We start from the raw sequence: 23,947 nt of genomic DNA, 5'->3' as shown, positions 1-23,947 counted from the left end.
CCCCCCTGCCGTGTGCGCCGGCCACGCCGCCCACGCCGCCCACGCCGCCGTGGCGGTGGTCACCGCCTGGAGGGGTTTTCCCGTGCGGCTATGCTGCTCGTTCCTGAATTCGGGGGACGGGAAAGCGAGTAGGGGCGGTAGGGGCGCATGGCCGTGCCAGGTCCGGAGCAGTACCCGACGGAACTGCTCGATACGACGATGGACCAGTTGCGCACGCTGATCGTGGTGCACGAGGCGGGGACGGCGCTGGGGGCCGCCCGCCGGCTGGGCCGCGAGCAGTCCAGCGTGCAGAAGCAACTGGACACGATGAACCGCACCTTCGCCGCACTGTGCGGCGAGGAACTGGTGCTGAAGCAGGGGAGGGGACAAGACGCGCTGTTCACCGCCACCGGTGAGGCACTGGTCGACCTGGCGCGGCGCACGCTCGGTGAGTGGGCCGAAGGCGTCCACGACGCCCGCCGCCGGCTCGGCCGTACGCTCTCGGTCGGCACTACCCGCTACACCCTGGGCTTCCTCCTGGACGCCGTGGAGCACGTCAGCGCGGACTACGAACGCGATGGTGTCGACCTGAAGGTCACCCACGTCCGCACCGGCGACCTGTTCACCAAGCTGCGCACCCAGGAACTGGACCTGGTCTGCGGCAGCGTCGTGGTCACCGAGGGCGAGGAGGCCGAACTCCTCGCGCCCTACGAGGTCATGGAGTGGCGGCGCAGCGGCCTGTCGCTGCTGACGAACCTGCCGCCGGACCGGCTGCCGGGTGCCTCGTTCAGCGCCGGCGACCTGCCCCGGCTGCCGCTGGTGGTCTCCGCGGGCGGTCTGATCGGCCGCTTCCTGACGTCGTGGTACGGCAGCGACTACCGCCAGAGGCTCACCGTGGCGGCCGAGATAGAGGCCGCCCACTACGGCTTCGAGCTGCTGCGCTCGGGCGTGGTCAGCGGCGCGATGCTGGTCACCCGCGGCATCGGGGAGGCGGCGGCGGACGGCCGGCTCCCGGAGGCCGGCGGGCTGCGCACGCTGGAGATCGTCGGGGAGGTCGGCCCCCGGACGGAGGTCCTGGTCGGCGTCTTCTCCCGGCGCGGCGAGCGGGACGCGTATCCGCCGGAGCACCCCCTCAACCGCCTCTGGGAGGCGCTCTCCTGGGAGAGCGAACGGTGGTGGCTGCGGCCCTGAACCGGTGGCGGCCGTGCCCGTGAGCCCCTGGGCACGGCCGCTCCGTGCGGGATCCCCGCGAGGACCCCGCACGGACCCGCTCAGCCCAGCAGCTCGCGCTCCCGGGTCTCCGGCAGCGCCAGCACGCACACCAGCGAGACGACCGCCATCGCGCTGACGTACCAGCCCACCGACGCCGAGCCGAACGCCGGCTGGAGTCGGGTGGCGACCAGCGGGGCGACCGCGCCGCCCAGCACCCCGCCCAGGTTGTAGGCCAGCGACGCGCCCGAGTAACGCACCGTCGTACCGAACAGCTCCGGCAGATACGCGCCCATCGGGCCGTAGACCACGCCCATGCAGAACAGCGCGCCCCCGATGCCCAGCGCGATCAGCACCGGCTGCCGGGTGTCCAGCAGCGGGAAGAGCACCGCTCCCCAGACGGCCGCGAGCCCGGCGCCGCCGAGGATCAGCCGGCGGCGCCCGGCGCCGTCCGAGCGGGTGGCCGCGAGCCAGGTGCCCGCCGCCAGGAAGAGGCAGGCGACCAGGGACAGGCCGAGCATGGTGGTCCGGGGGACGCCGAGGGCGCCGGTGGCGTACGACAGGCAGTAGGTGGTCGCGGTGTAGAAGAGGCCGTACGCGACGACCATGCCGCCGGCGCCCAGCAGCAGTTCCCGCGGATGCCGCCGGAAGACCTCGACGGCCGGCACCCTGGCGGCCTCCTGGGCGTCCCGCACCCTCGCGAAGACCGGGGTCTCGCTGATCTTCAGCCGGACGAACAGCCCCACGCCGACCAGCAGGAACGACAGCAGGAACGGCACCCGCCAGCCCCACGAGCGGAACGCCGCGTCACTCATCCCCTCCGACAGCAGCCAGAACACCCCGGTCGCCGCGAAGAACCCTACGGAGGGCCCGAGTTGCGGGAACGCGGCGTACAGCCCCCGGCGGCCGCGCGGGGCGTGCTCGACCGCCAGCAGCGCTGCCCCGCCCCACTCGCCGCCCAGCCCGATGCCCTGGAGGAAGCGCAGCAGGATCAGCAGCAGCGGCGCCCAGAGGCCCAGCGTGCCGTAGCCGGGCAGCAGCCCGACGCACGCCGTGGACAGCCCCATCAGCAGCAGTGAGGCGACCAGTACGGACTTCCGCCCGACCCGGTCGCCGAAGTGCCCGAAGACCACCGAGCCGAGCGGCCGGGCGGCGAACGCCACGGCGTAGGTGGAGAAGGACGCGAGGGTGGCGTTGACCGGGGCGAGCGTCGGGAAGAACGCCTGGTTGAGGACCAGGGCCGCGGCGGTGCCGTAGATGTAGAAGTCGTAGAACTCGATGGCGGTCCCGATGAACGAGGCCACGGCGACCCGCCGCAGGCTCTCGCTGTTCTCCGCGGACGGCGCCGTGGCCTGGTGTGAAGTGGTTTCGCTCTGCACGAGCCGCACTCTCACGCCCGTGGTACGGGGCGGTCAACAACGGGATCCGGCCGTCTCGTCCAGTGAGACCCGGCAGTTGACGGATGCTCGGGGACCGGGCGGCTCAGGACTGGCCGGTCAGCCCCGCCCGGAGCCGGTCCAGGATCCGGGCGAGGAGCCGGGAGACGTGCATCTGCGACACGCCCAGTTCCGTGCCGATCTCGGACTGCGTCTTCTCGTGGACGAACCGGAGGGTGAGGATCCGGCGGTCCCGCCGGTCCAGCTGCCGCACCAGCGGGGACAGCGCATGGATGTCCTCGGCGAGCCGGAGCCGCGGGTCCTCCTCGCCGAGGGCGTCGGCGAGGGGGCGGGCCGACTCGACCTCGGCCGGGTCGGCGGGCTGGTCCAGCGATCCGGCGGTGTAGCCGTTGCCGGCGATCAGCCCGTCGATCACCTGTTCCTCGCTCAGCCCGAGGTGCCCGGCCAGCTCGGCGACGGTGGGCTCGCGGTCCAGGCGGGCGAAGAGCCGCTCCTTGGCCTGGGCGATCTCGATCCGCAACTCCTGGAGCCGCCGCGGCACATGGACGGCCCAGGTGGCATCCCGGAAGAACCGCTTGATCTCGCCGACGATGTACGGCATCGCGTAGGTCGTGAACTCGACCTCGCGGGACACGTCGAAGCGGTCGATGGCCTTGATCAGCCCGATGGTGCCGACCTGGACGATGTCCTCCATCTCGCCCGGGTCGCCGCCGCGGTTGCGGAACCGCGCGGCGGAGTACCGCACCAGGGAGAGGTTCATCTCGACGAGCGTGTTGCGCACGTACTGGTACGCGTGGGTGCCTTCCTCCAGCGCGGCGAGCCGCTCGAAGAACGGCCGGGACAGCGCCTTGGCGTCCTTCGGGGCCACCGCGGAGGCGTCCGCCACGTACGGCAGTCCGTCGGTGCCGGAGCCGAGGAGCCGGTGGTCCGGGCCCTGGCCGTGCCGCGTTCCGATGGTGGCCACTGCCGTCGTCATGGCTGCCCTCCCATATTTTCGATCATGGTCCGGTAAGCGGCATCTGCCCTTCGTTCGCGGAACGAAACATCTCCCTCGGGCTTTTGGTCGCAGCTGTCCTGACGGTCGGTCAGGCGGGCGTGGCGAGTGGTGCGCGACGGCGGTGCGGTGCGCCGTCGGCCCCCAAGAACCGCTAGCGGTAACGGAGATACCGCTCCCGCACCGCACGAAAGCGCACCAGTCCGTCCTGCCAGGCCGCGACGATCTCGTCGGTCCCGGCGCCCGCGTCGATCATCGTGCGCACGGTGGCGGACCCGGTCAGCAGGTCGAAGTGGTCGGCCCGCCAGGCGAAGCCCTTCCAGACCCGCCGGGCCGTCACCAGCAGGCCGATACCGGTGCGCACCGGATCGAACGCGGAGCGGTCGTGGACGTGCAGCTGGAGCCCGCCGACCGTCCGGCCCTGGAACTTGGAGAAGGTCGGCGCGAAGTACGCCTCCCTGAAGTGCACGCCGGGCAGGCCCAGTTCGGTGGCGGCGGCGGCCCACCGGTGGTCGATGCCCTCGGCGCCGAGGAGTTCGAAGGGCCGGGTGGTGCCGCGGCCCTCGGAGAGATTGGTGCCCTCGAAGAGGCAGGTGCCCGCGTAGACCAGTGCGCTGTCCGCGGTGGGCATGTTCGGGCTGGGCGGTACCCACGGCAGCCCGGTCGCGTCGAAGAAGTCGGTGCGCCGCCAGCCGGTCATCGCGACCGTCTCCAGTGCCACCGGCCGCCCGGCGGCCCGCGGCACGAACTCGCCGTTGAAGAGCCGCGCCAGCTCCGTCACCGTCATCCCGTGCGCCTGCGAGATCGGCTCCCGGCCGACGAACGAGGAGTACTTCCGGTCCAGTAGGGGGCCGGTCGCGGCCCGGCCGGTGACCGGGTTGGGGCGGTCCAGCACCACGAACCGCCGGCCCGCCGCGACGGCCGCCACCATGCAGTCGTAGAGCGTCCAGATGTAGGTGTAGAAGCGCGCGCCGACGTCCTGGATGTCGAAGACGACGGTGTCCACGCCGGACTCGGCGAAGATGTCCGCCAGTTCCCGGCCGCTCTTGTCGTAGGTGTCGTAGACCGGCAGCCCGGTGGCGGGATCGGTGTACCGGCCCTCCGAGCCGCCCGCCTGGGCGGTGCCCCGGAAGCCGTGCTCGGGGCCGAACACGGCGGTCAGCCGGACCCGGGGGTCGGCGTGCATGACGTCGACGATGTGCCGGACGTCCCGGGTCACCCCGGTCGGGTTCGTGACGATGCCGACCCGCTGCCCGTCCAGCAGGCGGTAGCCGTCGGCGGCCAGCCGGTCGAAGCCGGTGTGCACCCGCCGGCCGCCGGGCCGCGGCGCCGCCTGGGCGGGGGCCGCGGTGACCGCCGCCGCGGCCGCTCCGGTCGCCGCCAGCTGCCCCAGTAGAACGCGTCTCGACAGAGCCATGCGCACCCCTCCGTGGTCGGTGCCGGACCGGATCCGTGTCGTGCGCACGCTAACGCTCCGCGCCCCGGGACGGAACGAGCCCGGCCGGGCCGGAAGCCGGTGCCGTGCCCGAAACCGGTGCGGTGTCGGAAACCCGCTCTTCCGCTCGGACATACCGACTGGTTAGTCTGCCTGCCAGCGAGTCGGGCGACCCGGAGCGAGCGAAGGAGACACAGCGTGGCAGCCGTACGGGACAAGACCGTTGTCGTGACCGGAGCGGGCGGCGGGATCGGGGCCGCACTGGCCCGCCGGTTCGCCGCCGAGGGCGCCCGCGTCGTGGTCAACGACCTGGACGAGGCCAAGGCCCGCAAGACCGCCGAGGAGATCGGGGCGACCGCGGTCACCGGCGATGCCTCGGGTATCGTGCCGCAGGCCCGCGAGGCGCTGGGCGGCGCCATCGACATCTTCTGCGCCAACGCCGGCGTCGGTACCGGCGGCGGCCCGGACGCCCCCGAGGACGACTGGGCGCTGGCCTGGGACGTCAACGTCATGGCCCACGTCCGGGCGGCCCGCGAGCTGGTGCCGGAATGGCTGGCGCGCGGCGGCGGCCGGTTCGTCTCCACCGTGTCCGCCGCGGGCCTGCTCACCATGGTCGCCGCGGCTCCGTACAGCGTCACCAAGCACGGCGCCTACGCCTTCGCCGAGTGGCTGTCGCTGACCTACCGCCACCGCGGCATCGACGTGCACGCCATCTGCCCGCAGGGCGTACGGACCGACATGCTGGCCGCCACCGGGGCCGCCGGGGACCTCGTCCTGACGCCCACCGCCGTGGAGCCCGAGGTCGTCGCCGACGCCCTCTTCGCCGCCATGGACGAGGGGCGCTTCCTGGTCCTGCCGCACCCGGAGGTCGCGGACTACTACACCGCGCGGGCCGCCGACCCGGACCGGTGGCTGGGCGCCATGAACCACCTCCAGCGGAAGCTGGAGGAGCGGAGCGAGGGCTGACCGCCGGGCGCAACGGGCCCACCCCCGCGGGGACTTACGGCCCGGCGGGCATCCGACGCACGGACGCCCGCCGGCCCGGATCCACGGACAGCCGCACCGCCCGGCCGGCGACCGCCCGACCAGGGACGAGCACGGACCATCAGGAAGGAAGGGCCGCACCCCGATGACCTCCTACCAGGACAAGCCGTGGCTGGCACAGCTCACCGACGCCCAGCGCGCCCCCGTCCAGCCGCCGCCCTCGCCGCTGCACGCCTTCCGGGCCGCGGTCCGCCGCGCCCCCGAACGCACCGCGCTCGCCTACTTCGACGGCCGGCTCTCCTACGCGGAGACCGACGCGCTCTCCGACGGCATCGCCGCCCACCTCGCCGAGCGCGGCCTGCGGCGCGGCGACCGGGCCGCCGTCATGCTCCAGAACACCCCGCAGTTCGTGCTGGCGGTGCTCGGTGTCTGGAAGGCCGGCGGGGTGGTCGTCCCCGTCAACCCCATGTACAAATCGGCCGAGATGCGGCACATCCTCACCGACGCAGAGGTCACCGCCGTCATCTGCGCGGACCGCACCTGGGACGTGTTCCTGCGCGCCACCGCCGCCGCGGCGCCCTCCGTGCGCATCGCCCTGACCACCTGCGAACAAGAGCTCCAGACCCGGGACGACACCCGGGTGCTGCGCGGCGAACGGCTCGGCCCCCAGGAGGGCGCCGACGATCTGCTCACCGCCGCCCGGGCGGTCGGCCGGATCCGGGCGGTGCCCGCCGACCCCGAGCCGGCCGCCGGCGACCTCGCGCTGATCTGCTACACCTCCGGCACCAGCGGCACCCCCAAGGGCGCCACCAACACCCACGGCAACATCAGCTACAACGCCGAACGCCAGCGCACCGGACTCGCCCTCCCCGACGGCGCCACCTACTTCGCGCTCGCCCCGCTCTTCCACATCACCGGGATGGTCTGCGAACTCGCCGCCTGCGTCGCCAACGCCGGAACCCTGGCTCTCGCCCACCGCTTCGAGGCGGGCGTCGTGCTGGACGCCTTCCTGGAGCACCGCCCCGCCTATACGGTCGGCCCCTCCACCGCCTTCATGGCGCTGATGGCCCACCCCGCCGTCACCCGCGAGCACTTCGGCTCCTTCCGCACGGTCAGCTCCGGAGGCGCGCCGCTGCCGCCCGCGCTGGTGGAGGCGTTCCGCGCCGGCTTCGGCCCGTACCTCCACAACGGCTACGGCCTGACCGAGTGCACCGCCCCCTGCGCCAGCGTCCCGCCCGGACGCGAGGCGCCGGTCGACAAGGTCTCCGGCACCCTCGCGGTCGGCGTGCCCGGCCCGGACACCGTCGTACGGATCATCGACGAGGCGGGCCGCGACCTGCCGTTCGGCGAACCGGGCGAGATCGCGGTGCGCGGCCCGCAGGTCGTGCCCGGCTACTGGCGCCGCCCCGACGCCACCGCCGAGAGCATCCCGGACGGCGAACTGCGCACCGGCGACATCGGGTTCATGGACGGCGACGGCTGGCTCTACGTCGTCGACCGCAAGAAGGACATGATCAACGCCTCCGGTTTCAAGGTGTGGCCCCGGGAGGTCGAGGACGTCCTCTACACCCACCCGGCGGTCCGCGAGGCGGCCGTCGTGGGCGTGCCGGACGCCTACCGGGGCGAGACCGTCAAGGCGTACGTCAGCCTGCGTCCGGGCACCTCCCCCGACCCCGCCGAACTGGCCGCCTACTGCAAGGAGCGGCTCGCGGCGTACAAATACCCCCGGGTGGTGGAGATCCTGCCCGAGCTTCCCAAGACCACGAGTGGCAAGATCCTCCGACGGGAGCTGCGCCACCGCGCATGAGTACGTACGAAGGACAGGTGAGGGCGATGGCCGGCACGAAGGACGGCACCAGCAACGGCGACGGCACCGCGAAGCCCGTGGCGCAGCGGCTGCTGGCCACCGCCACCAGGCTGTTCGCGGAGCACGGCTACGACCGCACCTCCGTGCAGGAGATCGTCGACGCGGCGGGCGTCACCAAGGGCGCCCTCTACCACTACTTCGGCTCCAAGGACGACCTCCTGCACGAGGTCTACGGCCGGGTGCTCCGGCTCCAGCAGGAGCGGCTGGACCACTTCGCGGACGCCGACGCACCCGTGGAGCAGCGGCTGCGGGACGCCGCCGCGGACGTCGTCGTCACCACCATCGAGAACCTCGACGACACCAAGATCTTCTTCCGCTCGATGCACCATCTGAGCCCCGAGAAGGACAAGCAGGTGCGCGCCGAGCGGCGGCGTTACCACGAGCGGTTCCGGGCGCTGGTCGAAGAGGGCCAGCGCACCGGGGTGTTCGCCGCCGACATCCCCGCCGACCTGGTCGTCGACTACCACTTCGGCTCGGTGCACCACCTCGGGACGTGGTACCGCGAGGACGGGCCGCTGAGCCCGCAGCAGGTCGCCGACCACCTGGCGGAGCTGCTGCTGCGGGCACTGCGCCCGTAACGGCGTGACAGGCGCCGGGCCTGTAACGCCGTTACCGGCACTGCCTCGTAACGGCGTTACAGATACCGCTTGATCTCGCGCCGCGCCAGCGACCGCTGGTGCACCTCGTCCGGCCCGTCCGCCAGCCGCAGCGTACGGGCCCCGGCCCACAGCTCCGCCAGCGGGAAGTCCTGGCTGACCCCGCCCGCGCCGTGCAGCTGCACCGCCTTGTCGAGGATGTCCACGACCGTCCGCGGGGTGGCGATCTTGATCGCCTGGATCTCGGTGTGCGCACCCTTGTTGCCGACGGTGTCCATCAGCCAGGCGGTCTTCAGCACCAGCAGCCGCAGCTGCTCCACCGCCACCCGGGCGTCCGCGATCCACTCCTGGACCACGCCCTGCTGGGCCAGCGGCTTGCCGAACGCGGTACGGCTCACCGCCCGCCGGCACATCAGCTCGATCGCCCGCTCGGCCATCCCGATCAGCCGCATGCAGTGATGGATCCGGCCGGGCCCGAGCCGCGCCTGGGCGATGCCGAAGCCGCCGCCCTCTTCGCCGATCAGATTGCCCACCGGCACCCGGACGTCCTCGAACAGCACCTCCGCGTGCCCGCCGTGGTAGTGGTCCTCGTAGCCGTAGACCTGCATGGCGCGCTCGACGGTCAGGCCGGGGGTGTCCCGCGGCACCAGGATCATCGACTGCTGGCGGCGGATGTCGGCGCCGTCAGGGCCCTCGGCAGTCGCCGTTTTGCCCATCACGATGAAGATCTGGCACAGCGGGTTCATCGCCCCGGAGATGTACCACTTGCGGCCGTTGATGACGTACTCGTCGCCGTCCCGCTCGATACGGGTCTCGATGTTGGTGGCGTCCGACGAGGCCACCTCCGGCTCGGTCATCGCGAACGCCGACCGGATCTCGCCCGCCAGCAGCGGCTCCAGCCACTGCTTCTTCTGCGCCGCGTCGCCGAACTGGGCCAGCACCTCCATGTTGCCGGTGTCCGGCGCCGCGCAGTTCAGCGCGGTGGGCGCCAACTGCGGGCTGCGGCCGGTGATCTCGGCCAGCGGCGCGTACTGCAGGTTGGTCAGCCCGGCCCCGTACTCCTCGTCGGGCAGGAAGAGATTCCACAACCCCTGCCGCCGCGCCTCGGCCTTCAGCTCCTCGACCACCACCGGGGTGTCCCACGGCGAGGCGAGCGCGGCCCGCTGCTCGTGGGCGGTCCGCTCGGCCGGGTGGACGTACTCGTCCATGAACGCCAGGAGCCGGTGGCGCAGTTCCTCGGTGCGGGCGTCGAATGCGAAGTCCATGGGCTCAGCCTTCCTTGAGGGTGGTCAGTCCGCGGTCGATGAACACGGGCACCAGCTCGCCGATCCGGTCGAACCCCGCGCCGACCGTCTGGCCGAGCGTGAAGCGGTAGTGGATGCCTTCGAGGATCACGGCGAGTTTGAACCAGGCGAAGGCGGTGTACCAGGCGATGCCGGAGGTGTCCCGGCCGGAGCGCGCGGCATAGCGCGCGATCAGCTCGTCCGGACCGGGGTGCCCCGGGGCGCCGCTGCTGGTGCTGACCGGCGACTTCGGCAGGCCGAGGTCCGTGCAGTACATCACCAGCAGCCCGAGGTCGGTCAGCGGATCGCCGAGCGTGGACATCTCCCAGTCCAGTACGGCGGTGATGGTGTCGTCGGCGCCGACCAGCACGTTGTCGAGGCGGTAGTCGCCGTGGACGACGGTGGGCGCGGGGGAGGCCGGCAGCGCCCGGCCCAGCGCCACGTGCAGCGCGTCGATGCCCGGCAGCGCGCGGTTCCTGGACGCCGCCAACTGCTTGCCCCAGCGCCGGAGTTGGCGCTCCAGGAAGCCGTCCGGGCGGCCGAAGTCGGCGAGACCGGCCGCCGCCGGATCCACCGCGTGCAGCGCCACCAGCGTGTCGACGAGGGAGAGCACCACCGCGCGGGTGCGCTCCGGGCCGAGCGGCGCCAGCTGGTCCGCGGTCCGGTACGGGGTGCCCTCGACCAGTTCCATCGCATAGAACGGCGCCCCGATGACCGACGCGTCCTCGCACAGCAGCAGCGTCTCCGGCACCGGCACCGCGGTGCCGTGCAGCGCGCTGATCACCCGGTGCTCGCGCCGCATGTCGTGCGCGGTGGCCAGCACATGCCCGAGCGGCGGCCGGCGGACGACCCAGGAGGCGACGCCGTCGGTGACGCGGTAGGTGAGGTTGGACCGGCCGCCCTCGATCAGCTGCGCGCTCAGCGGCCCGCCGGCCAGGCCCGGCCGCTCCCGGTCCAGGTGTTCGCGCAGGCGGGCCAGGTCGAGGCCGGGGGGTGCCTCCCGGCCGGCGGCCGGCGGGGGAGGGGTGCCGTTGCTCATCGTGCTCCTCCGTGGGGAGTGGGACGGTCCATGGCTACCAGTGGTCGCCCGCACGATCATGCCGACTAGTCGGTATGGAGTCCAGTGCCCGCCCGTGGGGCGTCCGTCACCCGCTGCGATTGCGCCACGTCCCGCCGGGCCGGCCGGCCGGTCGCCTCCGGCCGCCCGCCGCCCCGGACCGGCCGCTCACGCGTGGCAGGCCGGCAGCGCGCCGCCGTTCACCGCAGCCATCTCCCCGAACCCGGTCACCGGGTCCAGCGGCGCTCCCGGCGCGGCGCCCGCCAGCTCCGCGTACGCCCGGTGCAGGTTCGCCACCAGCCGCTCGCTCTCGGCCAGCTCCGCGAACGCGCCCAGGTCCGCCTCCCGCGCCACCTCCAGCGGCGTACGCCCGGCCGCCCGCCCCGCACGGGCCAGCTCGCCGACGAACCGCAGATAGCGCTCGATGCCGTCGTAGACCTCCGGCCCGGTCACCGGACCGTGCCCGGGGACGACGGTGGTCGCGTCCAGCGAGCGCAGCACCTCGATCGCCCGCAGCGACCCGGTCAGCGAGCCCATGAAGACGAACGGGGTGCCCCCGTGGAAGACCAGGTCGCCGGCGAACACGACGCGCTGCCGCGGCAGCCACACGATCGTGTCGCCGGTCGTGTGCGCCACCCCAGGATGGATCAGCCGCACCTCGAACTCCCCGACGTGCAGGGTCAGTTCGTGGGTGTACGTGATCTCCGGCGGGGTGATCCGGATGTCGCCGTACGCCACCTGCGGCCAGACCGCGTGCAGCTGGTGCCCGGCGGCCAGCACCTCCCGGCGGCACGCCGCGTGCCCGATGACCGTCGCCTCGGGCGCGAACACGCCGTTGCCGTAGGTGTGGTCGCCGTGGTGGTGGGTGTTGACGACCGTACGGGGCGCGGGGGCGCCGCGCTCCGCGATCCGGCGGCGCAGCAGCCGCGCCCGGCGCTCGGTGGCGGCGGTGTCCACGACCAGCGTGGCGCCGCCGTCGGTGACGAAGCCGGCGTTGTTCAGGCACCAGCCGCCGTCCGGCTGGACGAACGCGTGGACTCCGGGGGCGAGTTCGGTGAGATAGGGCTCGGGTACCTGCCCGGTGCCGCTCCGCTCGCCGGTCCCACGGTCGCTCCCGCCCGGCGCCTGGCGCTGCTGCTCGGTCATGTTCCGCTCCCGGAAAGGTGGTTGCCCCGGCCCGGCCCGGCGCGGGCGGCGGGGCGAGGACGCCCCCGCATTCACGCGGCCGGGCTCACCGTACCGCCGGGCGCGCCCTCAGCGGGTCCGCACCAGCAGCGCCGCGCCGCACACCGCCATCCCGAGCGTGCAGCCGACCAGCAGCAGCGCGAGCCGGGGCGGCAGCGGGGCCGGGCGGCCGGTGGCCATCGCCCGCATCCGGCGGTCCGCGAGCGCGGTGAACGCCAGCCACAGCAGCCCCACCAGCGCCGTGAGCGCCACCGCCACCTGCCCCGAGGCCCCGCTGTGCAGCAACTGCCGCCCGGCCAGCACCGCCACCACCGCGGCGGACAGCGTCGTGCGCCGCCAGGCCAGCCGGGTCCGCTCCGGTTGGAGCCCCGGGTCCCGGTCCGCGGCGGTCCGCGGCGCCGGCCCGCCGGTGCCCGCCGTCCGCCGCGGCCCGCCGCCCATGGGCTAGACGGTCCAGCCGATCAGTGCCAGCACGGCCACCGCCACGGCCAGTCCGCCGACCGCCAGCGCGAGGACGGCCGGGAACCGGGAGGTCGGCAGGTCCTCGCCGCGCCGCATCGCGCGCTCGCAGCGCACCCAGTGGTTGACCGCCCGCAGAGCGCAGAGCGCGCCGCCGGCCAGCAGCACGACGGTGAAGCTCACCCGCAGGTTGCCGTGCAGCCGCGGCAGGAACTGGTCCACCGCGAAGCCACCGCCCACCAGGGCCAGGCCGGTGCGCAGCCAGGCGAGGAAGGTGCGCTCGTTGGCGAGCGAGAAGCGGTAGTCGGGGGTGCTGCCCTCCGCGCGGATCCGCGCGGGCGAGAACCACAGCCGTACGCTCGCGCCGGCCGCCCGCAGCCCGTCGGAAAGGATCATGGCTGAAACACTAGAGCCTGCCCGCTGGGTCAGGGTCGGACAGACCCCAGGCGCTGACCCACCGGACAGTCCATGGGTGTGGTGTCCGGCCCCGACCCACCGGACAGGCCCCGGCCGCCGATCCGCTCAGAGCTCCCCGGCCGTCCGACGGGCGGTCAGCTCCCGGTAGGCGGCCAGCCCGTCCGGCGTCCACGGCCACTCGTCCAGCCGCCGGCGCAGCTCCTCCTCCGACAGGAACGCGTACCAGTCGATCTCCGCCTCCTGGGGCGCGACCGGAAGGGTGCAGCGCACCTGGTACACCGCCGACCACCAGGTGTGCTCCGGCGTCTCGTACAGGAAGCGGAACAGCGGCTCGGGGCGCGCCAGACCCCGCACGCCCAGTTCCTCCTCGGCCTCCCGGAGCGCCGCCTCGTCGTACGACTCGCCGGCGCCGACCACGCCGCCGACGAACATGTCGTAGTGCGACGGGAACACCAGCTTCGCGGGCGTCCGCCGGTGCACGAAGATCCGGTCCTCGGCGTCCCGGACGAGGATGAACGCGCACCGGGTGCGCAGCCGGCGGGCGTAGCTCTCGGCGCGCGGGGCCTGCCCGACGACCCGGTCGTGCTCGTCGACGACATCGAGGATCTCGTCCGCGTTGAGCGGTTGCTGATCTGTCATGGCGCCATGCAACCACCAGGTGCGGCGACCCCACCCGCCGGGACGCCGCCCCGGCTCCCGGCTCACCGCCCCATGACGTACCCGAGCCGGGCCGGTCGTCCTGCCGCCGTCCACCACCGGTGGCTCGGCTCGCGTCGTCGACCGGGCGATCGACGGACGGGGCGCTTTGCCGTGAGCCGGCGGCCCGCCCGTGGGCCCCGACTAACATCGTCTGCCATGACCTCTGAAGCCGAGCTCCCCAAGGAGCCCGATGTCACGCTCACCAGCCCGGCCGAGTTGTTGGCGGGCTATCTCGATTTCTACCGAGAGGCCGTGCTGCGCAAGCTGGACGGCCTGACCGACGAGGAGCTGCGGGGCAGCCGGCTGCCATCCGGTTGGGCGCCGCTGGAGCTGCTGAAGCATCTGGCCTATGTGGAGCTGCGCTGGCTCCAGTGGGGCTTCGCCGGCCGGCAGGTCGAACAGCCCTGGGGCGACATGGAAGCCCGTGGCGGCAGATGGCGCGTCGAGGCGGGTGAGACCGCCGAGGAAGTGACGGCGTTCTTCCGCACCCAGTGCGAGCGGTCCCGCGCGATCGTGGCCGGCGCGCGGCTGGAGGACCCGATGGCCACTCTCGGGGGCCGGGTCCCGCCCGAGGAGGAGCGGCCGACGCTGATCTGGGTGCTGTTCCATCTGCTCCAGGAGTACGCACGGCACGTCGGTCACCTCGACATCGTCCGAGAGCTTGTCGACGGCGCCACCGGCGAGTAGCGGGAGGCGGTGTCCCACCGACTCTCCCCGGGCCTTCCGCCGACAACCCGGTCAACGGATGCGAGCCGACCCTCCGGACAGGCCCTGGCTCGGCGCGGACGCCGGGGCGGACTCGCTCAGGGGGAACTCCCCGGATGCGGTTGCGGGGGCGGCGGCGCGCAGGAAGGCTTCCGTCGTCCCGGCGAGATCGGCGAGGAACAGCTCCTCTCCGGTCAGGGGGGCGGCGCCCTTGAGGTAGTGCGTGGCCCGGTCGGCCATCGCCGCGCCGATCAGCGTGAGCGCGAGGTCCAGCCGCTCCAGCCGCAGTGCCTCGGGCAGCCCGGCCGCGGCGAGCGCCTCCTCGACCCGGCCGATCAGCCGCCAGTACGCGGTGCCGGCCAGCGTCGGATGCGGGACCCGGGCGCGCACCCCGCTCTCGTGGCTGAGCTGTGCCGAGATCCGCAGACAGCGCCGCCCGCGGTCGGTGCGCAGCTCGGTGGCCTCGGCGGTGACCAGCACCCCGAGCAGGTCGCCGAGCGTCGGCCCGGCGGTCTCCGCGGCGGCCAGCAGCGGCGCCAGGGCCGCTTCCGTACGGGCCAGCCGCCCGGCCATCACGGCCTCCAGCAGGCCGGCGCGGGAGCCGAAGTGGTACTGCACGGCCGAGGGGTTGCTCTGGCCGGCGAGCGCGACGATGTCCCGGGTCTGGGCGCCGTCCACGCCCTGCGCCGCGAAGATCTCCTCGGCGGCGCGGATCAGCTTCTCCCGGGTCTCGGGACCCGATGTTCTGGGCATGCGGCCATTATAATGCCTGGCATTAATAAAAGACGAGGGCGACTCCGGATGTGAGGGGCCGGTGCGAGCCTCAGCGGGGCTGGAACTCCTGTACGCGCGCGGCCTTCCCGGCCCCCGGCGGCATCGCCGGATGGCTCCCGATCAGCACGATCCCCGCCACCACCGCCGCGATCCCGGCCGCCTCCCAGGCCAGCGCGCCGGTCGTCACCTGCAGCTGGTCGCCGAGGAACCCCACCCCGCAGGCGATCCCGGCCAGCGGCTGGGCAGCCGTCAGCGCGGGCAGCGACATGCGCAGTGGCGCGGACTCGAAGGCGCTCTGCACCATCACCAGCGCCAGCACCCCCAGCACCACGATCGCGTACGGCTGCCAGCTCGTCAGCAGCGCGCCCCAGCCGCCGGCGCCGAACCGCTGGCCGCTGATCCGGGTCAGCGCGTCCTGCAACCCGTAGAGCAGCCCGGCCGCCACCCCGAGCAGCGCGGCCTCCAGGCTCACATGGACCCGCTCCCGTTTCGCGACGGCCGCCAGCAGCAGCGCGGTGCCCAGCACCACACCCATGATCAGCCACTGCGCCAGCTGCCCGACCTCGCTGTTCCGGCTGCCGTGCGGGCGCCCGGCCACGATGAACGCGGTCACCCCGCCGCCCAGCAGCCACAGCCCGGCCCATCCGCTGCGGCCCAGCCGCTGTCGGGAGATCCGCCGCGCCAGCGCCATCGCGAACAGCAGATTCGTCGCCATCAGCGGCTCGACGAGAGTGATGTCCCCCATGCCCAGCGCCACCGCGCCCAGCGCCATCCCCGCCACCATCAGCGCGATCCCGGCCACCCAGCGCGGCATCCGCACCAGGTCGAGCAGCAGCCGCAGGGAGAGGTAGTCCTGCGGTGGGGCGTGTTGCGCCGCGATCTGCTGGAAGACAAATCCGGTGCCCAGACAGCAGGCCGCGCCAAGGGCGAGCAGAATCACCGTCACGTCGCACACCTCGTATCGCGCGGGGTGGGGGATGCGCCCGAGGATAGCCACCCGGGAACGGCCTCCGGGTGGCCCTCGTCACCCACCATTCTCGCGCGCACCCGTCTGTACCACCCGGTGACCGGCCGTTGCGGGCAACGGTGACGAAAGTCTGACGCCGGGGCCCGACGGCTGGTCCCCACGCCCGCCGGATGCTCGAATCGAGCCGTGACACAGGACCCGCACCCGCAGCCCGAGCCGCAGCCGGCCCGCGAAACGGACGGCGACGCAGATCGGCGGCAGGGCGCGGACGGCCGCGGCACCCCCGTCGGCCGCCGCGTCATACTGGGCATGCTCGCGGCCGGCGCCGCCGGTATCGCCGCCGCACCGCTCCTCCAGCGCGCCTACGACAGCACCGTCGGCGCCGCCGCCCAGAAGGACCCCACCGGGCTGTCCGGTCTGCTGCCCGTCGGCGGCGGATTCCGCTACTACTCGGTCACCGGCTCCGTCCCGCGCAAGGACGAGCACACCTACCGCCTCACCGTCGACGGCCTGGTGAGCCGCCCCGCCACCTACCGCCTCGCCGACCTGCGCCGCCTGCCGCAGACCCGGATCGTGCACGACGTCCAGTGCGTCACCGGCTGGCGGGTGCCCGGCACCCCCTTCGAGGGCGTGCGCCTCGGCGCGCTGCTGGCCGCCGCCGGCGTCCACCCACAGGCCGGGGCCGTCCGCTTCACCTGCTTCGACGGTTCCTACACCGAGTCCCTCACCCTCGCCCAGGCCCGCCGCGACGACGTCCTGGTGGCCCTGCGGATGCAGGACAAGCCCCTCGGCCACGACCACGGCGGCCCGGTCCGCCTCTACGTCGCCCCCATGTACTTCTACAAGTCGGCGAAATGGCTGTCGAAGATCACCGTCACCGACCGGGTGGAGCCGGGTTTCTGGGAGGAGCGCGGCTATGACGTCGACGCCTGGGTCGGCCGCTCGAACGGACGCGACGATGCCCCGACGACCTGACGGCGGCGCGGCCGGCGCCCCGTCCGGCCGGATCGCCCGCTTCACCCCCGCCGAACGCTGGGTGCACCGCACCACCGCCACCCTCATGTCCGTCTGCGTCCTCACCGCGGGCTGTCTCTACCTCCCCTTCCTCGCCGAACTCGTCGGCCGCCGCGCCCTCTTGGTCACCGTGCACGAGTGGTCCGGCATCCTGTTGCCGGTCCCGCTGCTGCTCGGCCTGGCCTCCCGCGCGCTGCGCGCCGACCTCACCCGCCTCAACCGCTACGGCCCGCACGACCGCCGCTGGCTGCGCGCCGCGCTCCGCCGCCACAAGGGCCGCCGCCCGGCCGGCAAGTTCAACGCCGGCCAGAAGCTCTACGCCGCCTGGATCGCGGGCGCCGTGCTCGTCATGCTCGCCACCGGCCTGCTGATGTGGTTCCCGCACCTCGCCCCGCTCCTCTGGCGCACCGGGGCCACCTTCGTCCACGACTGGCTCGCCCTCGCCGTGGTCGTGGCGATCTCCGGCCACGTCGGGAAGGCGTACGGCGATCCGGAGGCGCGGCGCGGGATGCGGACGGGGGCGGTCGACGCACGCTGGGCGGAACGCGAGCATCCGCTCTGGCGGGCGCCCGGCTCCGGGAGTTCCCCCGCCGAGTAGCTCCGAAGCAACTGCAGAGAATTCTCTGCAAAGGAGTCTCTGCATCTCTACGCTGGCGCCCATGACCGATGCCGAGACGCCCGACGCCGCAGTGCCGCCCGCCGCGATATCCGGTGCCGAAACCCCCGCGGCCGCAACGACCGGAGGCCCCGCCGGCGACGGCCGCGCACCGCATGCGCCGCGCCCCACCCGCCGGATGGACGCCCGCAGTCTGCGCGCCCTGGCGCATCCGCTGCGGATGCGCATCCTGGAGCTGCTGAGGCTGGACGGCCCGGACACCGCCACCGGCCTCTCCCGCCGGCTCGGCGAGAACACCGGGACGGTCAGCTGGCATCTGCGCCATCTGGCCGACCACGACTTCATCGAGGAGGAGGCCGGCCGCGGCACCCGCCGCGAGCGCTGGTGGCGGGCCGCCGCCGTCTCCCACCAGCTCAACACCACCGATTTCCGCGACGATCCGGACGCCCGCGGCCCGCTCACCGTCTACGTGCATGAAATCGTCCAGCAGCACTTCCACCGGGTCGCCGGCTATCTCGCCGAGGACTGGGCCCCGGAGTGGCGGGACGCGGGCGAGGTCGCGCAGTGGTCCGACCTCCGCCTGACGCCGGACCAACTCGCCGCCCTGAACAGTGAGGTGGCGGACGTCGTGGAGCGGTACCGGGCCGCCTCCGGGCAGCCCGCCCCGGAGAACCGCCCGGTCGTCGTCCAGCTCCAGTCCTTCCCCCGCGAGGAGCGCACTGCCCGCGAGGAGCGCACCGATCGGCCCGACCGGTGACCGGTCTGCTCCACCGCCACCGCGACTTCCGGCTGCTGTGGTGCGGCGAGACCGCCGGCAAGTTCGGGGCCGCGGTCACCCGGGTGACCATGCCGCTGATCGCCGTCGCCACGCTGCGCGCCGACACCTTCGCGGTCGCGCTGCTCAGCGCCTGCGGCTGGCTGCCCTGGCTGCTGATCGGGCTCCCGGTCGGGGTGTGGGTGGACCGGCTGCCCCGCCGCCCCCTGATGCTGTGCGCCGCCGCGCTCCCGGCGGCACTGTTCGCCGTCGTCCCGCTCATCGCCCGGTCCGGCGGCCCCGGCCTCGGCCTGCTGATCGCGGTGGCCCTGCTCACCGGCGCCGCGGCGGTGCTCTTCCAGACCGCGTACAGCGCCTATCTGCCCACCCTCCTCGACCCGGCCGACCAGCCGGAGGGCAACGCCAAGCTGCACGGCAGCGCGTCGGCGGCGCAGCTCGCCGGACAGAGCGCGGGCGGCCTCCTCGTCCAACTCGCGGGCGTCGCCGGCGGGTTGTTCGCCCCCGCGGCCACCCATCTGCTCTCCCTGCTCTGCCTGCTCGGCATCCGGCACCGCGAACCGCGCCCGGACGCCGGGCGGCGCGCCCCGCGCTCGCTGGCCGCGGAGGTCCGCGAGGGACTGCGGCTGGTGGCCGGCGACGTCTGGTTCCGTACGCTGACGCTCTTCGGTGCCGCCTCCAACCTTGCCCTGATGGGGTATCAGTCCATCCTGCCGGTCTTCCTGGTCCGCGAGGTGGGGCTGTCGCCGGGGACCGTCGGCATCCTGCTCGCCGTGGCCGGTACGGGCGGGGTCGCGGGCGCCTTCGCGGTGCGCCGGACAGCCGCCCGCATCGGCACCGCCCGCGCCACCCTCCTCTTCGAACTCGCCCTGCCCACCGTGGCGTTGCTGATCCCGCTCACCACCGGCGGACCCGGTGTGCTGCTGTACGTCGTGGGCGGGTTCGGGGTCAGTGCGGGAGTCGTGGCCGGCAACGTGCTCAAGGCGGGCTTCCAGCAGAGCTACTGCCCGCCCGCGCTGCTCGGCCGGCTGACCGCCGGCAGCGCGTTCCTCAGCTACGGGACGCTGCCGCTCGGCGCGCTGCTCGGCGGTGCGCTCGGGGCCGGACTGGGCGTCCGCACGGCCCTGTGGATCACGACCGCCGGGGTCCCGCTGGCCGCCCTGATCCTGCTCGCCTCACCGGTCCGCACCGCCCGCGACCTGCCGACCCGCCGTACCGGGCCGGCGGACGGGCGCGGCGCACCGCAGACGCCCCGCGGCGCCGGACTCCGCTGAGCGGGCGCCGGGCGCCGCCGAGTGCGCCGGGGCCACCGCGCCGCCTCGGCGCGCCCGGTCACGCCCGGTCACGCCCGGTCGCGTCCGCAGCGTCCGCCGGGGGAACCTCACCCCGCACACGCCGGCCCGGCCTCCGGCAGCTCGACCTCGAACCGGCACCCGGCTCCCGTATTGCGCACCGTGGCCCGGCCCTCGTGCGCCTCGGCGATCCCGCGGACGATCGCGAGCCCCAGCCCCGCACCGCCCCCGCCGTCCGCCCGCGGGGTACGGGCCGGTCCGCCGCGCCAGCCCGTGTCGAACACCCGGGTGAGGTCCGCCGCCGGAATCCCGCCGCAGCCGTCCTCCACCGCGAGCACCACCCGCCCCTCGGCGCGGTACGCGCTGACCGCGACCGTGCCGTCCTCCGGCGTCGCCCGGATCGCGTTGACCAGCAGATTGCCCAGCACACGGGTGATCTGCTGGGCGTCCACCCGCACCGGCAGCGGCACCACCCCGCCGTCCACCAGCCGCACCCCGCTCGCCCGCGCCAGCGGCCGGGCGCCCGCCAGCGCGTCGTCCACCAGGTCGTACACCGACACCCGCGACAACGTCAGCGCCAGCGCCCCGGCCTGAATGCGGGACAGCTCGAAGAGGTCGTCGACCATCGCGGCCAGCCGGTCCACCTCGATCCGCATCCGCGCGTGGTAGCGGGCGGTGTCCTCGGCGACCCCGTCCTCCAGCGCCTCGGCCATCGCCCGCAGCCCGGCGAGCGGGGTGCGGAGATCGTGCGAGATCCCGGCGATCAGTTCACGGCGCGAGGCGTCCAGCGCCCGCTCGCGCTCCCGGGCCTCGGCCAGCCGGCCGCTGGTCTCCTCCAACGCCCGTGACAACGCGGCGAGTTCGGCGGTCGGCGGTTCGCCGGGCGCCACGAAACCGCCCTCGCTGCCGACCGTCCGCGCGGACCGGGCCAGCTCCCGGCTGCCCGCCGCGATCCGCCGCCCGAACAGCAGCGCGGCGGCCAGCGAGACGACCCCGGAGACGGCCACCACGGCCATCACCACGCCCAGGTCGTGCCCGGACAGGAACATCGCCTGGGCCACCGCCACCGTGCCGGCCGCCATCGCGGCCACCGCTAGCGCCGCCACCGCGAACAGCGACAGCGCCACCGACCGCCGCCGCAGCGCCCGTACCGCGGGCGCGGCCAGCAGACCCACCGCCGCCGCACCGAGCGCCGCCAGCGCCACGATGACCAGAAAGTCCGTCATGCCCGCGACTCGCCGCCCCCGGGCGCCGCATCGTGCGTCGCCACCTCGCCCGCCATGATCACCTCGCCGCCGCCGGGGTCGAAGCGGTACCCGGCGCCCCACACCGTCGTCACCAGCCGCGGTGCCGCCGGATCCGCCTCGATCTTCTCCCGCAGCCGCCGCACATGCACCGTCACGGTCGACAGATCGCCGAACTCCCAGCCCCAGACGCGCTGCAGCAGCTGTTCCCGGGAGAAGACCCGCCCGGGGTGCCGCATCAGGAACACCAGCAGATCGAACTCGCGTGCCGTGAGGGAGAGTTCCCGGCCCGCGCGGTGGGCCCGCCGGCCACCGGGGTCGGCGGTCAGGTCCCCGGCACGCAGTACGGCCGCGGGCGCGGCGGCCGGCGGCGCCGCCTCGGCCCGGCGCAGCACCGACCCGATCCGCAGTACCAGCTCCCGCGGGCTGAACGGCTTGGTCACATAGTCGTCCGCGCCCAGCTCCAGCCCGAGGATCCGGTCCGCCTCCTCGCCGCGCGCGGTCAGCATCACCACCGGGACCGCCGGGCCCTCGCCGGACTGCCGCAGCCGGCGGCAGACCTCCAGGCCGTCGATGCCCGGCAGCATCAGGTCCAGGACGACGAGATGCGGGCGGAAGTCCGCGGCGCGCTCCAGGGCGGTGAACCCGTCGGCGGCATGCGCCGTGGTGTAGCCGGCGCGGGAGAGATAGCCGGTGACGACCTCGGCGACGGTCGGGTCGTCCTCGACGACCAGGACACGGCGCGGCGGCCCCGGCACGGGCCCCTGGGCGGGACCGGGCGGGGGAGCGGGCGGGGTTGCGGGGCGCACGGGCTCAGCGTGCCCTTCCCGGGAGATACCTCATACCTCCAGCCAACACCAGCGGACGCGGCCCCGCGCGCCGGGGGCCGGTTCCGTAAGACTCCGGTAACCCGCGGCACCGGCCCCCCGGCGCACCGCTCAGGCCCCCTGGCCGTCCAGACCCTCCCGCACCCGTCGCGACACGGTGATCGCGTACAGGTCGAGCACCCCGGGCGGCTCCGCGATCCCCGGGCCGCCGGCCCGTATCCAGGCGGCGATGTCCGCCAGCGCGTCGTCGTCGTTGACCAGCCCCAGCCACACCGGCCGGCCGCCCGCGGCCCGGCCCGCCGCCGACGGCTGCACCACGACCACGTTCGCCTGGTCGCAGACGTCCAGGCAGTCCGAGGCGCGCACCGGCGCCGCGTCGCCGAGCGCCGCCCGCAGTCGCGGTATCTGCCCGGCGTGGTCCACCCCCGGGAGCTTCGCCCCGTCCCCGCAGCAGCAGCCGCGGCAGACGGTGACCCGGCACTGACCCGGGGTGGCGCCGGCCGCCCGTCCGGCACGCTTGTCGATCATCCGGCCATGGTACGGGGACGCCGCGCCCGCCCCGCGGCCGGTTCCCACCCGCCCGCGCTCCTTTCTCCCCGGCCGCCGGCACGCCACTTAAGCCGACCGGAAATTGGATAGGAATGCGGGCATGTCCCTGACCAACTCCCCCTCCCGCCCCGGCCCCGGACCCCGGACCGAGATCCCCGGCCCCGCCGGCCTCCCCGTCATCGGCTCCCTGCTCGACCTGCGCCGCGACTCCCTCGGCGCCTTCTTAAGAGCCCAGCGCGAGCACGGCGACGTGGTCCGCCTGGAGGCCGGCCCGCCCGGACTCCGCAGCGTCTTCCTCGCGGTCTTCGCCCCCGAGGGCGTCCAGCAGATCCTCGCCTCCCAGGCCGCCAACTTCCGCAAGGACCACCCGCTGTACGAGGAGGTCCGCCAGGCGTTCGGCAACGGCCTGCTCACCAGCCAGGACGACGACTACCTCCGCCAACGCCGGCTGGTGCAGCCGCTGTTCACCAAGCGCCGGGTCGACGGCTACGCCTCGGCCGTCACCACCGAGGCCCAGGCGGTCGCCGCCCGCTGGCGGTCGGCCGGCGACCCGGTCGACCTGGTCCCCGAGATGAACCGGCTGGCCCTGCGCACCGTCGCCCGGATCCTCTTCGGCCTGGACGTGGAGGCGGCCGTCGAGGCCATCGACCGCTGTCTCCCGGTCATCAACGACTACGTCGTCAGTCGCGCCTACAACCCCCTGAAGATGCCCCGGGACTGGCCCACCCCCAGGAACCTCCGGGCGCGCGGGGTCACCGCCGAGCTGAACGCCCTGTGCGACCGCATCGTCGCCGAACGCCGCACGGCGGCCGGCAAGGGCTCCGCGGCCACCCCGGAAACCGACGACCTGCTCTCCCTGCTGGCCGCCGCCGGCAACGAGGAGGACGGCACCCTCGACGCCACCGAAGTCCGCGAACAGGTACTGATCTTCCTCCTCGCGGGCCACGAAACCACCGCCACCTCCATGGCGTTCACCCTGCACCTCCTCGCCCGGCACCCGGAGGAGCAGTCCCGGATCCGCGACGAGATCCGCCGGGTCCTCGGCGAGGGCACCCCCACCGCCGCCGACCTGGACCGACTCCCGCTCCTCACCCGGGCGTTCAAGGAGTCCATGCGGCTCTACCCGGCGGCACCGGTCGTCAGCCGCCGGGCGGTGGCGGCCACCGAGATCGCCGGCTTCGCCGTCCCGGCCGGTGCCGATGTCGTCGTCGCCCCCTGGGTCACCCATCGCCACCCGGCGCTCTGGGAGGACCCGGAGCGCTTCGACCCGGACCGCTTCACCCCCGAACGCGAGGCCGGCCGGCACCGCTACGCCTGGTTCCCCTTCGGCGGCGGCCCGCGCGCCTGCATCGGCCAGCACTTCTCCATGCTGGAGTCGGTACTGGCGCTGGCCACCCTGCTCCGCTCCCACGAGCTGACCGCCGTCGACCAGGACGTCCCGGTCGCCGCCGGTATCACCCTCCAGGCCACCGGCCCGGCGCGTGTCCGCCTCCGCCCCGCCTGACCGCCGCGACGGCGCCCGCCGCACCCCGGTGGGCGCCACCGCCGCACGGCACCCGCAAACGCAACAGAAATAGCGTTTGCATTTTCCGCCCCCACCCCCTACCGTCGAAGTCGTCAGTGCCC

At 74.0% G+C, this 23,947-nt stretch carries 24 protein-coding genes; 10 read left to right on the top strand and 14 right to left on the bottom strand.

Annotation, left to right across the window (positions count from 1 at the left end; genetic code table 11):
- Window positions 1–147 precede the first annotated feature (147 nt).
- Window positions 148–1,170, top strand: coding sequence for a LysR family transcriptional regulator (locus ACO1BR_RS14110; RefSeq protein ID WP_426795404.1), 1,023 nt, complete (start codon window positions 148–150; stop codon window positions 1,168–1,170).
- Between the two features lie 80 nt (window positions 1,171–1,250).
- Here ACO1BR_RS14110 and ACO1BR_RS14105 read toward each other — a convergent pair whose 3' ends face one another.
- The 3 genes from ACO1BR_RS14105 to ACO1BR_RS14095 form a co-directional block, all read right to left on the bottom strand.
- Window positions 1,251–2,567, bottom strand: coding sequence for an MFS transporter (locus ACO1BR_RS14105; protein ID WP_426795403.1), 1,317 nt, complete (start codon window positions 2,565–2,567; stop codon window positions 1,251–1,253).
- Between the two features lie 103 nt (window positions 2,568–2,670).
- Window positions 2,671–3,561, bottom strand: a complete 891-nt coding sequence (locus ACO1BR_RS14100) for a SigB/SigF/SigG family RNA polymerase sigma factor (protein ID WP_426795402.1) — start codon at window positions 3,559–3,561, stop codon at window positions 2,671–2,673.
- A gap of 172 nt (window positions 3,562–3,733) precedes the next feature.
- Entirely contained in the window at window positions 3,734–4,996 is a 1,263-nt protein-coding gene (locus tag ACO1BR_RS14095) for an exo-beta-N-acetylmuramidase NamZ family protein (protein ID WP_426795401.1), read from the bottom strand.
- Window positions 4,997–5,212: 216 nt separating this feature from the next.
- On the opposite strand from ACO1BR_RS14095, the gene ACO1BR_RS14090 reads away from it, so the two are divergent.
- From ACO1BR_RS14090 to ACO1BR_RS14080, 3 genes are all read left to right on the top strand, one after another.
- Complete coding sequence (locus ACO1BR_RS14090; RefSeq protein ID WP_426795400.1) at window positions 5,213–5,980, top strand: SDR family oxidoreductase; 768 nt, start codon at window positions 5,213–5,215, stop codon at window positions 5,978–5,980.
- 163 nt (window positions 5,981–6,143) lie between these two features.
- Window positions 6,144–7,805, top strand: coding sequence for a class I adenylate-forming enzyme family protein (locus tag ACO1BR_RS14085; RefSeq protein ID WP_426795399.1), 1,662 nt, complete (start codon window positions 6,144–6,146; stop codon window positions 7,803–7,805).
- A gap of 26 nt (window positions 7,806–7,831) precedes the next feature.
- A complete protein-coding gene (locus ACO1BR_RS14080; RefSeq protein ID WP_426795398.1) occupies window positions 7,832–8,443 on the top strand; it encodes a TetR/AcrR family transcriptional regulator in 612 nt (203 codons plus the stop codon).
- Window positions 8,444–8,499: 56 nt separating this feature from the next.
- Here ACO1BR_RS14080 and ACO1BR_RS14075 read toward each other — a convergent pair whose 3' ends face one another.
- From ACO1BR_RS14075 to ACO1BR_RS14050, 6 genes are all read right to left on the bottom strand, one after another.
- Complete coding sequence (locus tag ACO1BR_RS14075; RefSeq protein WP_426795397.1) at window positions 8,500–9,726, bottom strand: acyl-CoA dehydrogenase family protein; 1,227 nt, start codon at window positions 9,724–9,726, stop codon at window positions 8,500–8,502.
- A 4-nt stretch (window positions 9,727–9,730) separates the two neighbouring features.
- Window positions 9,731–10,783, bottom strand: a complete 1,053-nt coding sequence (locus ACO1BR_RS14070; RefSeq protein WP_426795396.1) for a phosphotransferase family protein — start codon at window positions 10,781–10,783, stop codon at window positions 9,731–9,733.
- 186 nt (window positions 10,784–10,969) lie between these two features.
- Entirely contained in the window at window positions 10,970–11,947 is a 978-nt protein-coding gene (locus ACO1BR_RS14065) for an MBL fold metallo-hydrolase (protein WP_426795395.1), read from the bottom strand.
- Between the two features lie 108 nt (window positions 11,948–12,055).
- Complete coding sequence (locus ACO1BR_RS14060) at window positions 12,056–12,427, bottom strand: DUF202 domain-containing protein (RefSeq protein ID WP_426795394.1); 372 nt, start codon at window positions 12,425–12,427, stop codon at window positions 12,056–12,058.
- 3 nt (window positions 12,428–12,430) lie between these two features.
- The gene (locus ACO1BR_RS14055; protein WP_426795393.1) at window positions 12,431–12,841 is read right to left on the bottom strand and encodes a YidH family protein; all 411 of its coding nucleotides are present in this window, start codon (window positions 12,839–12,841) and stop codon (window positions 12,431–12,433) included.
- A 126-nt stretch (window positions 12,842–12,967) separates the two neighbouring features.
- Complete coding sequence (locus ACO1BR_RS14050; RefSeq protein ID WP_426795392.1) at window positions 12,968–13,501, bottom strand: NUDIX domain-containing protein; 534 nt, start codon at window positions 13,499–13,501, stop codon at window positions 12,968–12,970.
- Between the two features lie 216 nt (window positions 13,502–13,717).
- On the opposite strand from ACO1BR_RS14050, the gene ACO1BR_RS14045 reads away from it, so the two are divergent.
- Window positions 13,718–14,248, top strand: a complete 531-nt coding sequence (locus tag ACO1BR_RS14045; protein ID WP_426795391.1) for a DinB family protein — start codon at window positions 13,718–13,720, stop codon at window positions 14,246–14,248.
- 51 nt (window positions 14,249–14,299) lie between these two features.
- On the opposite strand, the gene ACO1BR_RS14040 is transcribed toward ACO1BR_RS14045, so the two are convergent.
- Together ACO1BR_RS14040 and ACO1BR_RS14035 are read right to left on the bottom strand one after the other, a co-directional pair.
- A complete protein-coding gene (locus ACO1BR_RS14040) occupies window positions 14,300–15,019 on the bottom strand; it encodes a TetR family transcriptional regulator (RefSeq protein ID WP_426795390.1) in 720 nt (239 codons plus the stop codon).
- A gap of 70 nt (window positions 15,020–15,089) precedes the next feature.
- Complete coding sequence (locus ACO1BR_RS14035; RefSeq protein WP_426795389.1) at window positions 15,090–15,986, bottom strand: DMT family transporter; 897 nt, start codon at window positions 15,984–15,986, stop codon at window positions 15,090–15,092.
- A 321-nt stretch (window positions 15,987–16,307) separates the two neighbouring features.
- Between ACO1BR_RS14035 and ACO1BR_RS14030 the strand changes: the two genes are divergently transcribed.
- From ACO1BR_RS14030 to ACO1BR_RS14015, 4 genes are all read left to right on the top strand, one after another.
- Window positions 16,308–16,982 carry a molybdopterin-dependent oxidoreductase gene (locus ACO1BR_RS14030; protein WP_426795495.1) on the top strand — a complete coding sequence of 225 codons (675 nt, stop codon included), beginning with the start codon at window positions 16,308–16,310 and terminating at the stop codon, window positions 16,980–16,982.
- Window positions 16,966–17,619 carry a cytochrome b/b6 domain-containing protein gene (locus ACO1BR_RS14025; protein ID WP_426795388.1) on the top strand — a complete coding sequence of 218 codons (654 nt, stop codon included), beginning with the start codon at window positions 16,966–16,968 and terminating at the stop codon, window positions 17,617–17,619. The genes ACO1BR_RS14030 and ACO1BR_RS14025 overlap by 17 nt, the downstream gene beginning before the upstream one ends.
- A gap of 196 nt (window positions 17,620–17,815) precedes the next feature.
- The gene (locus tag ACO1BR_RS14020; RefSeq protein WP_426795494.1) at window positions 17,816–18,394 is read left to right on the top strand and encodes a helix-turn-helix domain-containing protein; all 579 of its coding nucleotides are present in this window, start codon (window positions 17,816–17,818) and stop codon (window positions 18,392–18,394) included.
- Window positions 18,391–19,683, top strand: a complete 1,293-nt coding sequence (locus ACO1BR_RS14015; RefSeq protein ID WP_426795387.1) for an MFS transporter — start codon at window positions 18,391–18,393, stop codon at window positions 19,681–19,683. Before ACO1BR_RS14020 ends, ACO1BR_RS14015 begins: the two co-directional genes overlap by 4 nt.
- Before the next feature lie 107 nt (window positions 19,684–19,790).
- Here the strand turns inward: ACO1BR_RS14015 and ACO1BR_RS14010 are convergent, their stop codons facing one another.
- From ACO1BR_RS14010 to ACO1BR_RS14000, 3 genes are all read right to left on the bottom strand, one after another.
- A complete protein-coding gene (locus tag ACO1BR_RS14010; protein ID WP_426795386.1) occupies window positions 19,791–20,927 on the bottom strand; it encodes a sensor histidine kinase in 1,137 nt (378 codons plus the stop codon).
- The gene (locus ACO1BR_RS14005) at window positions 20,924–21,754 is read right to left on the bottom strand and encodes a response regulator transcription factor (protein ID WP_426795385.1); all 831 of its coding nucleotides are present in this window, start codon (window positions 21,752–21,754) and stop codon (window positions 20,924–20,926) included. The genes ACO1BR_RS14010 and ACO1BR_RS14005 overlap by 4 nt, the downstream gene beginning before the upstream one ends.
- A gap of 129 nt (window positions 21,755–21,883) precedes the next feature.
- Window positions 21,884–22,300, bottom strand: coding sequence for a (2Fe-2S) ferredoxin domain-containing protein (locus ACO1BR_RS14000; RefSeq protein ID WP_426795384.1), 417 nt, complete (start codon window positions 22,298–22,300; stop codon window positions 21,884–21,886).
- A gap of 121 nt (window positions 22,301–22,421) precedes the next feature.
- Between ACO1BR_RS14000 and ACO1BR_RS13995 the strand changes: the two genes are divergently transcribed.
- Window positions 22,422–23,825, top strand: a complete 1,404-nt coding sequence (locus ACO1BR_RS13995) for a cytochrome P450 (protein ID WP_426795383.1) — start codon at window positions 22,422–22,424, stop codon at window positions 23,823–23,825.
- The last annotated feature ends 122 nt before the right edge of the window (window positions 23,826–23,947 follow it).

Source organism: Streptomyces sp. YGL11-2 (assembly GCF_050054615.1).
Lineage (GTDB): Bacteria > Actinomycetota > Actinomycetes > Streptomycetales > Streptomycetaceae > Streptomyces.
This window is presented reverse-complemented; position numbering and strand designations above follow the sequence as displayed.

Excerpts from the sequence above, each read along its gene's own strand:
- ACO1BR_RS14110 (WP_426795404.1), top strand. The coding sequence starts at position 148 with ATGGCCGTGCCAGGTCCGGAGCAGTACCCGACGGAACTGCTCGATACG.
- ACO1BR_RS14100 (WP_426795402.1), bottom strand. The coding sequence starts at position 3,561 with ATGACGACGGCAGTGGCCACCATCGGAACGCGGCACGGCCAGGGCCCG.
- ACO1BR_RS14095 (WP_426795401.1), bottom strand. The coding sequence starts at position 4,996 with ATGGCTCTGTCGAGACGCGTTCTACTGGGGCAGCTGGCGGCGACCGGA.
- ACO1BR_RS14085 (WP_426795399.1), top strand. The coding sequence starts at position 6,144 with ATGACCTCCTACCAGGACAAGCCGTGGCTGGCACAGCTCACCGACGCC.
- ACO1BR_RS14080 (WP_426795398.1), top strand. The coding sequence starts at position 7,832 with ATGGCCGGCACGAAGGACGGCACCAGCAACGGCGACGGCACCGCGAAG.
- ACO1BR_RS14075 (WP_426795397.1), bottom strand. The coding sequence starts at position 9,726 with ATGGACTTCGCATTCGACGCCCGCACCGAGGAACTGCGCCACCGGCTC.
- ACO1BR_RS14070 (WP_426795396.1), bottom strand. The coding sequence starts at position 10,783 with ATGAGCAACGGCACCCCTCCCCCGCCGGCCGCCGGCCGGGAGGCACCC.
- ACO1BR_RS14065 (WP_426795395.1), bottom strand. The coding sequence starts at position 11,947 with ATGACCGAGCAGCAGCGCCAGGCGCCGGGCGGGAGCGACCGTGGGACC.
- ACO1BR_RS14060 (WP_426795394.1), bottom strand. The coding sequence starts at position 12,427 with ATGGGCGGCGGGCCGCGGCGGACGGCGGGCACCGGCGGGCCGGCGCCG.
- ACO1BR_RS14055 (WP_426795393.1), bottom strand. The coding sequence starts at position 12,841 with ATGATCCTTTCCGACGGGCTGCGGGCGGCCGGCGCGAGCGTACGGCTG.
- ACO1BR_RS14050 (WP_426795392.1), bottom strand. The coding sequence starts at position 13,501 with ATGACAGATCAGCAACCGCTCAACGCGGACGAGATCCTCGATGTCGTC.
- ACO1BR_RS14045 (WP_426795391.1), top strand. The coding sequence starts at position 13,718 with ATGACCTCTGAAGCCGAGCTCCCCAAGGAGCCCGATGTCACGCTCACC.
- ACO1BR_RS14040 (WP_426795390.1), bottom strand. The coding sequence starts at position 15,019 with ATGCCCAGAACATCGGGTCCCGAGACCCGGGAGAAGCTGATCCGCGCC.
- ACO1BR_RS14025 (WP_426795388.1), top strand. The coding sequence starts at position 16,966 with ATGCCCCGACGACCTGACGGCGGCGCGGCCGGCGCCCCGTCCGGCCGG.
- ACO1BR_RS14020 (WP_426795494.1), top strand. The coding sequence starts at position 17,816 with ATGGACGCCCGCAGTCTGCGCGCCCTGGCGCATCCGCTGCGGATGCGC.
- ACO1BR_RS14010 (WP_426795386.1), bottom strand. The coding sequence starts at position 20,927 with ATGACGGACTTTCTGGTCATCGTGGCGCTGGCGGCGCTCGGTGCGGCG.
- ACO1BR_RS14000 (WP_426795384.1), bottom strand. The coding sequence starts at position 22,300 with ATGATCGACAAGCGTGCCGGACGGGCGGCCGGCGCCACCCCGGGTCAG.
- ACO1BR_RS13995 (WP_426795383.1), top strand. The coding sequence starts at position 22,422 with ATGTCCCTGACCAACTCCCCCTCCCGCCCCGGCCCCGGACCCCGGACC.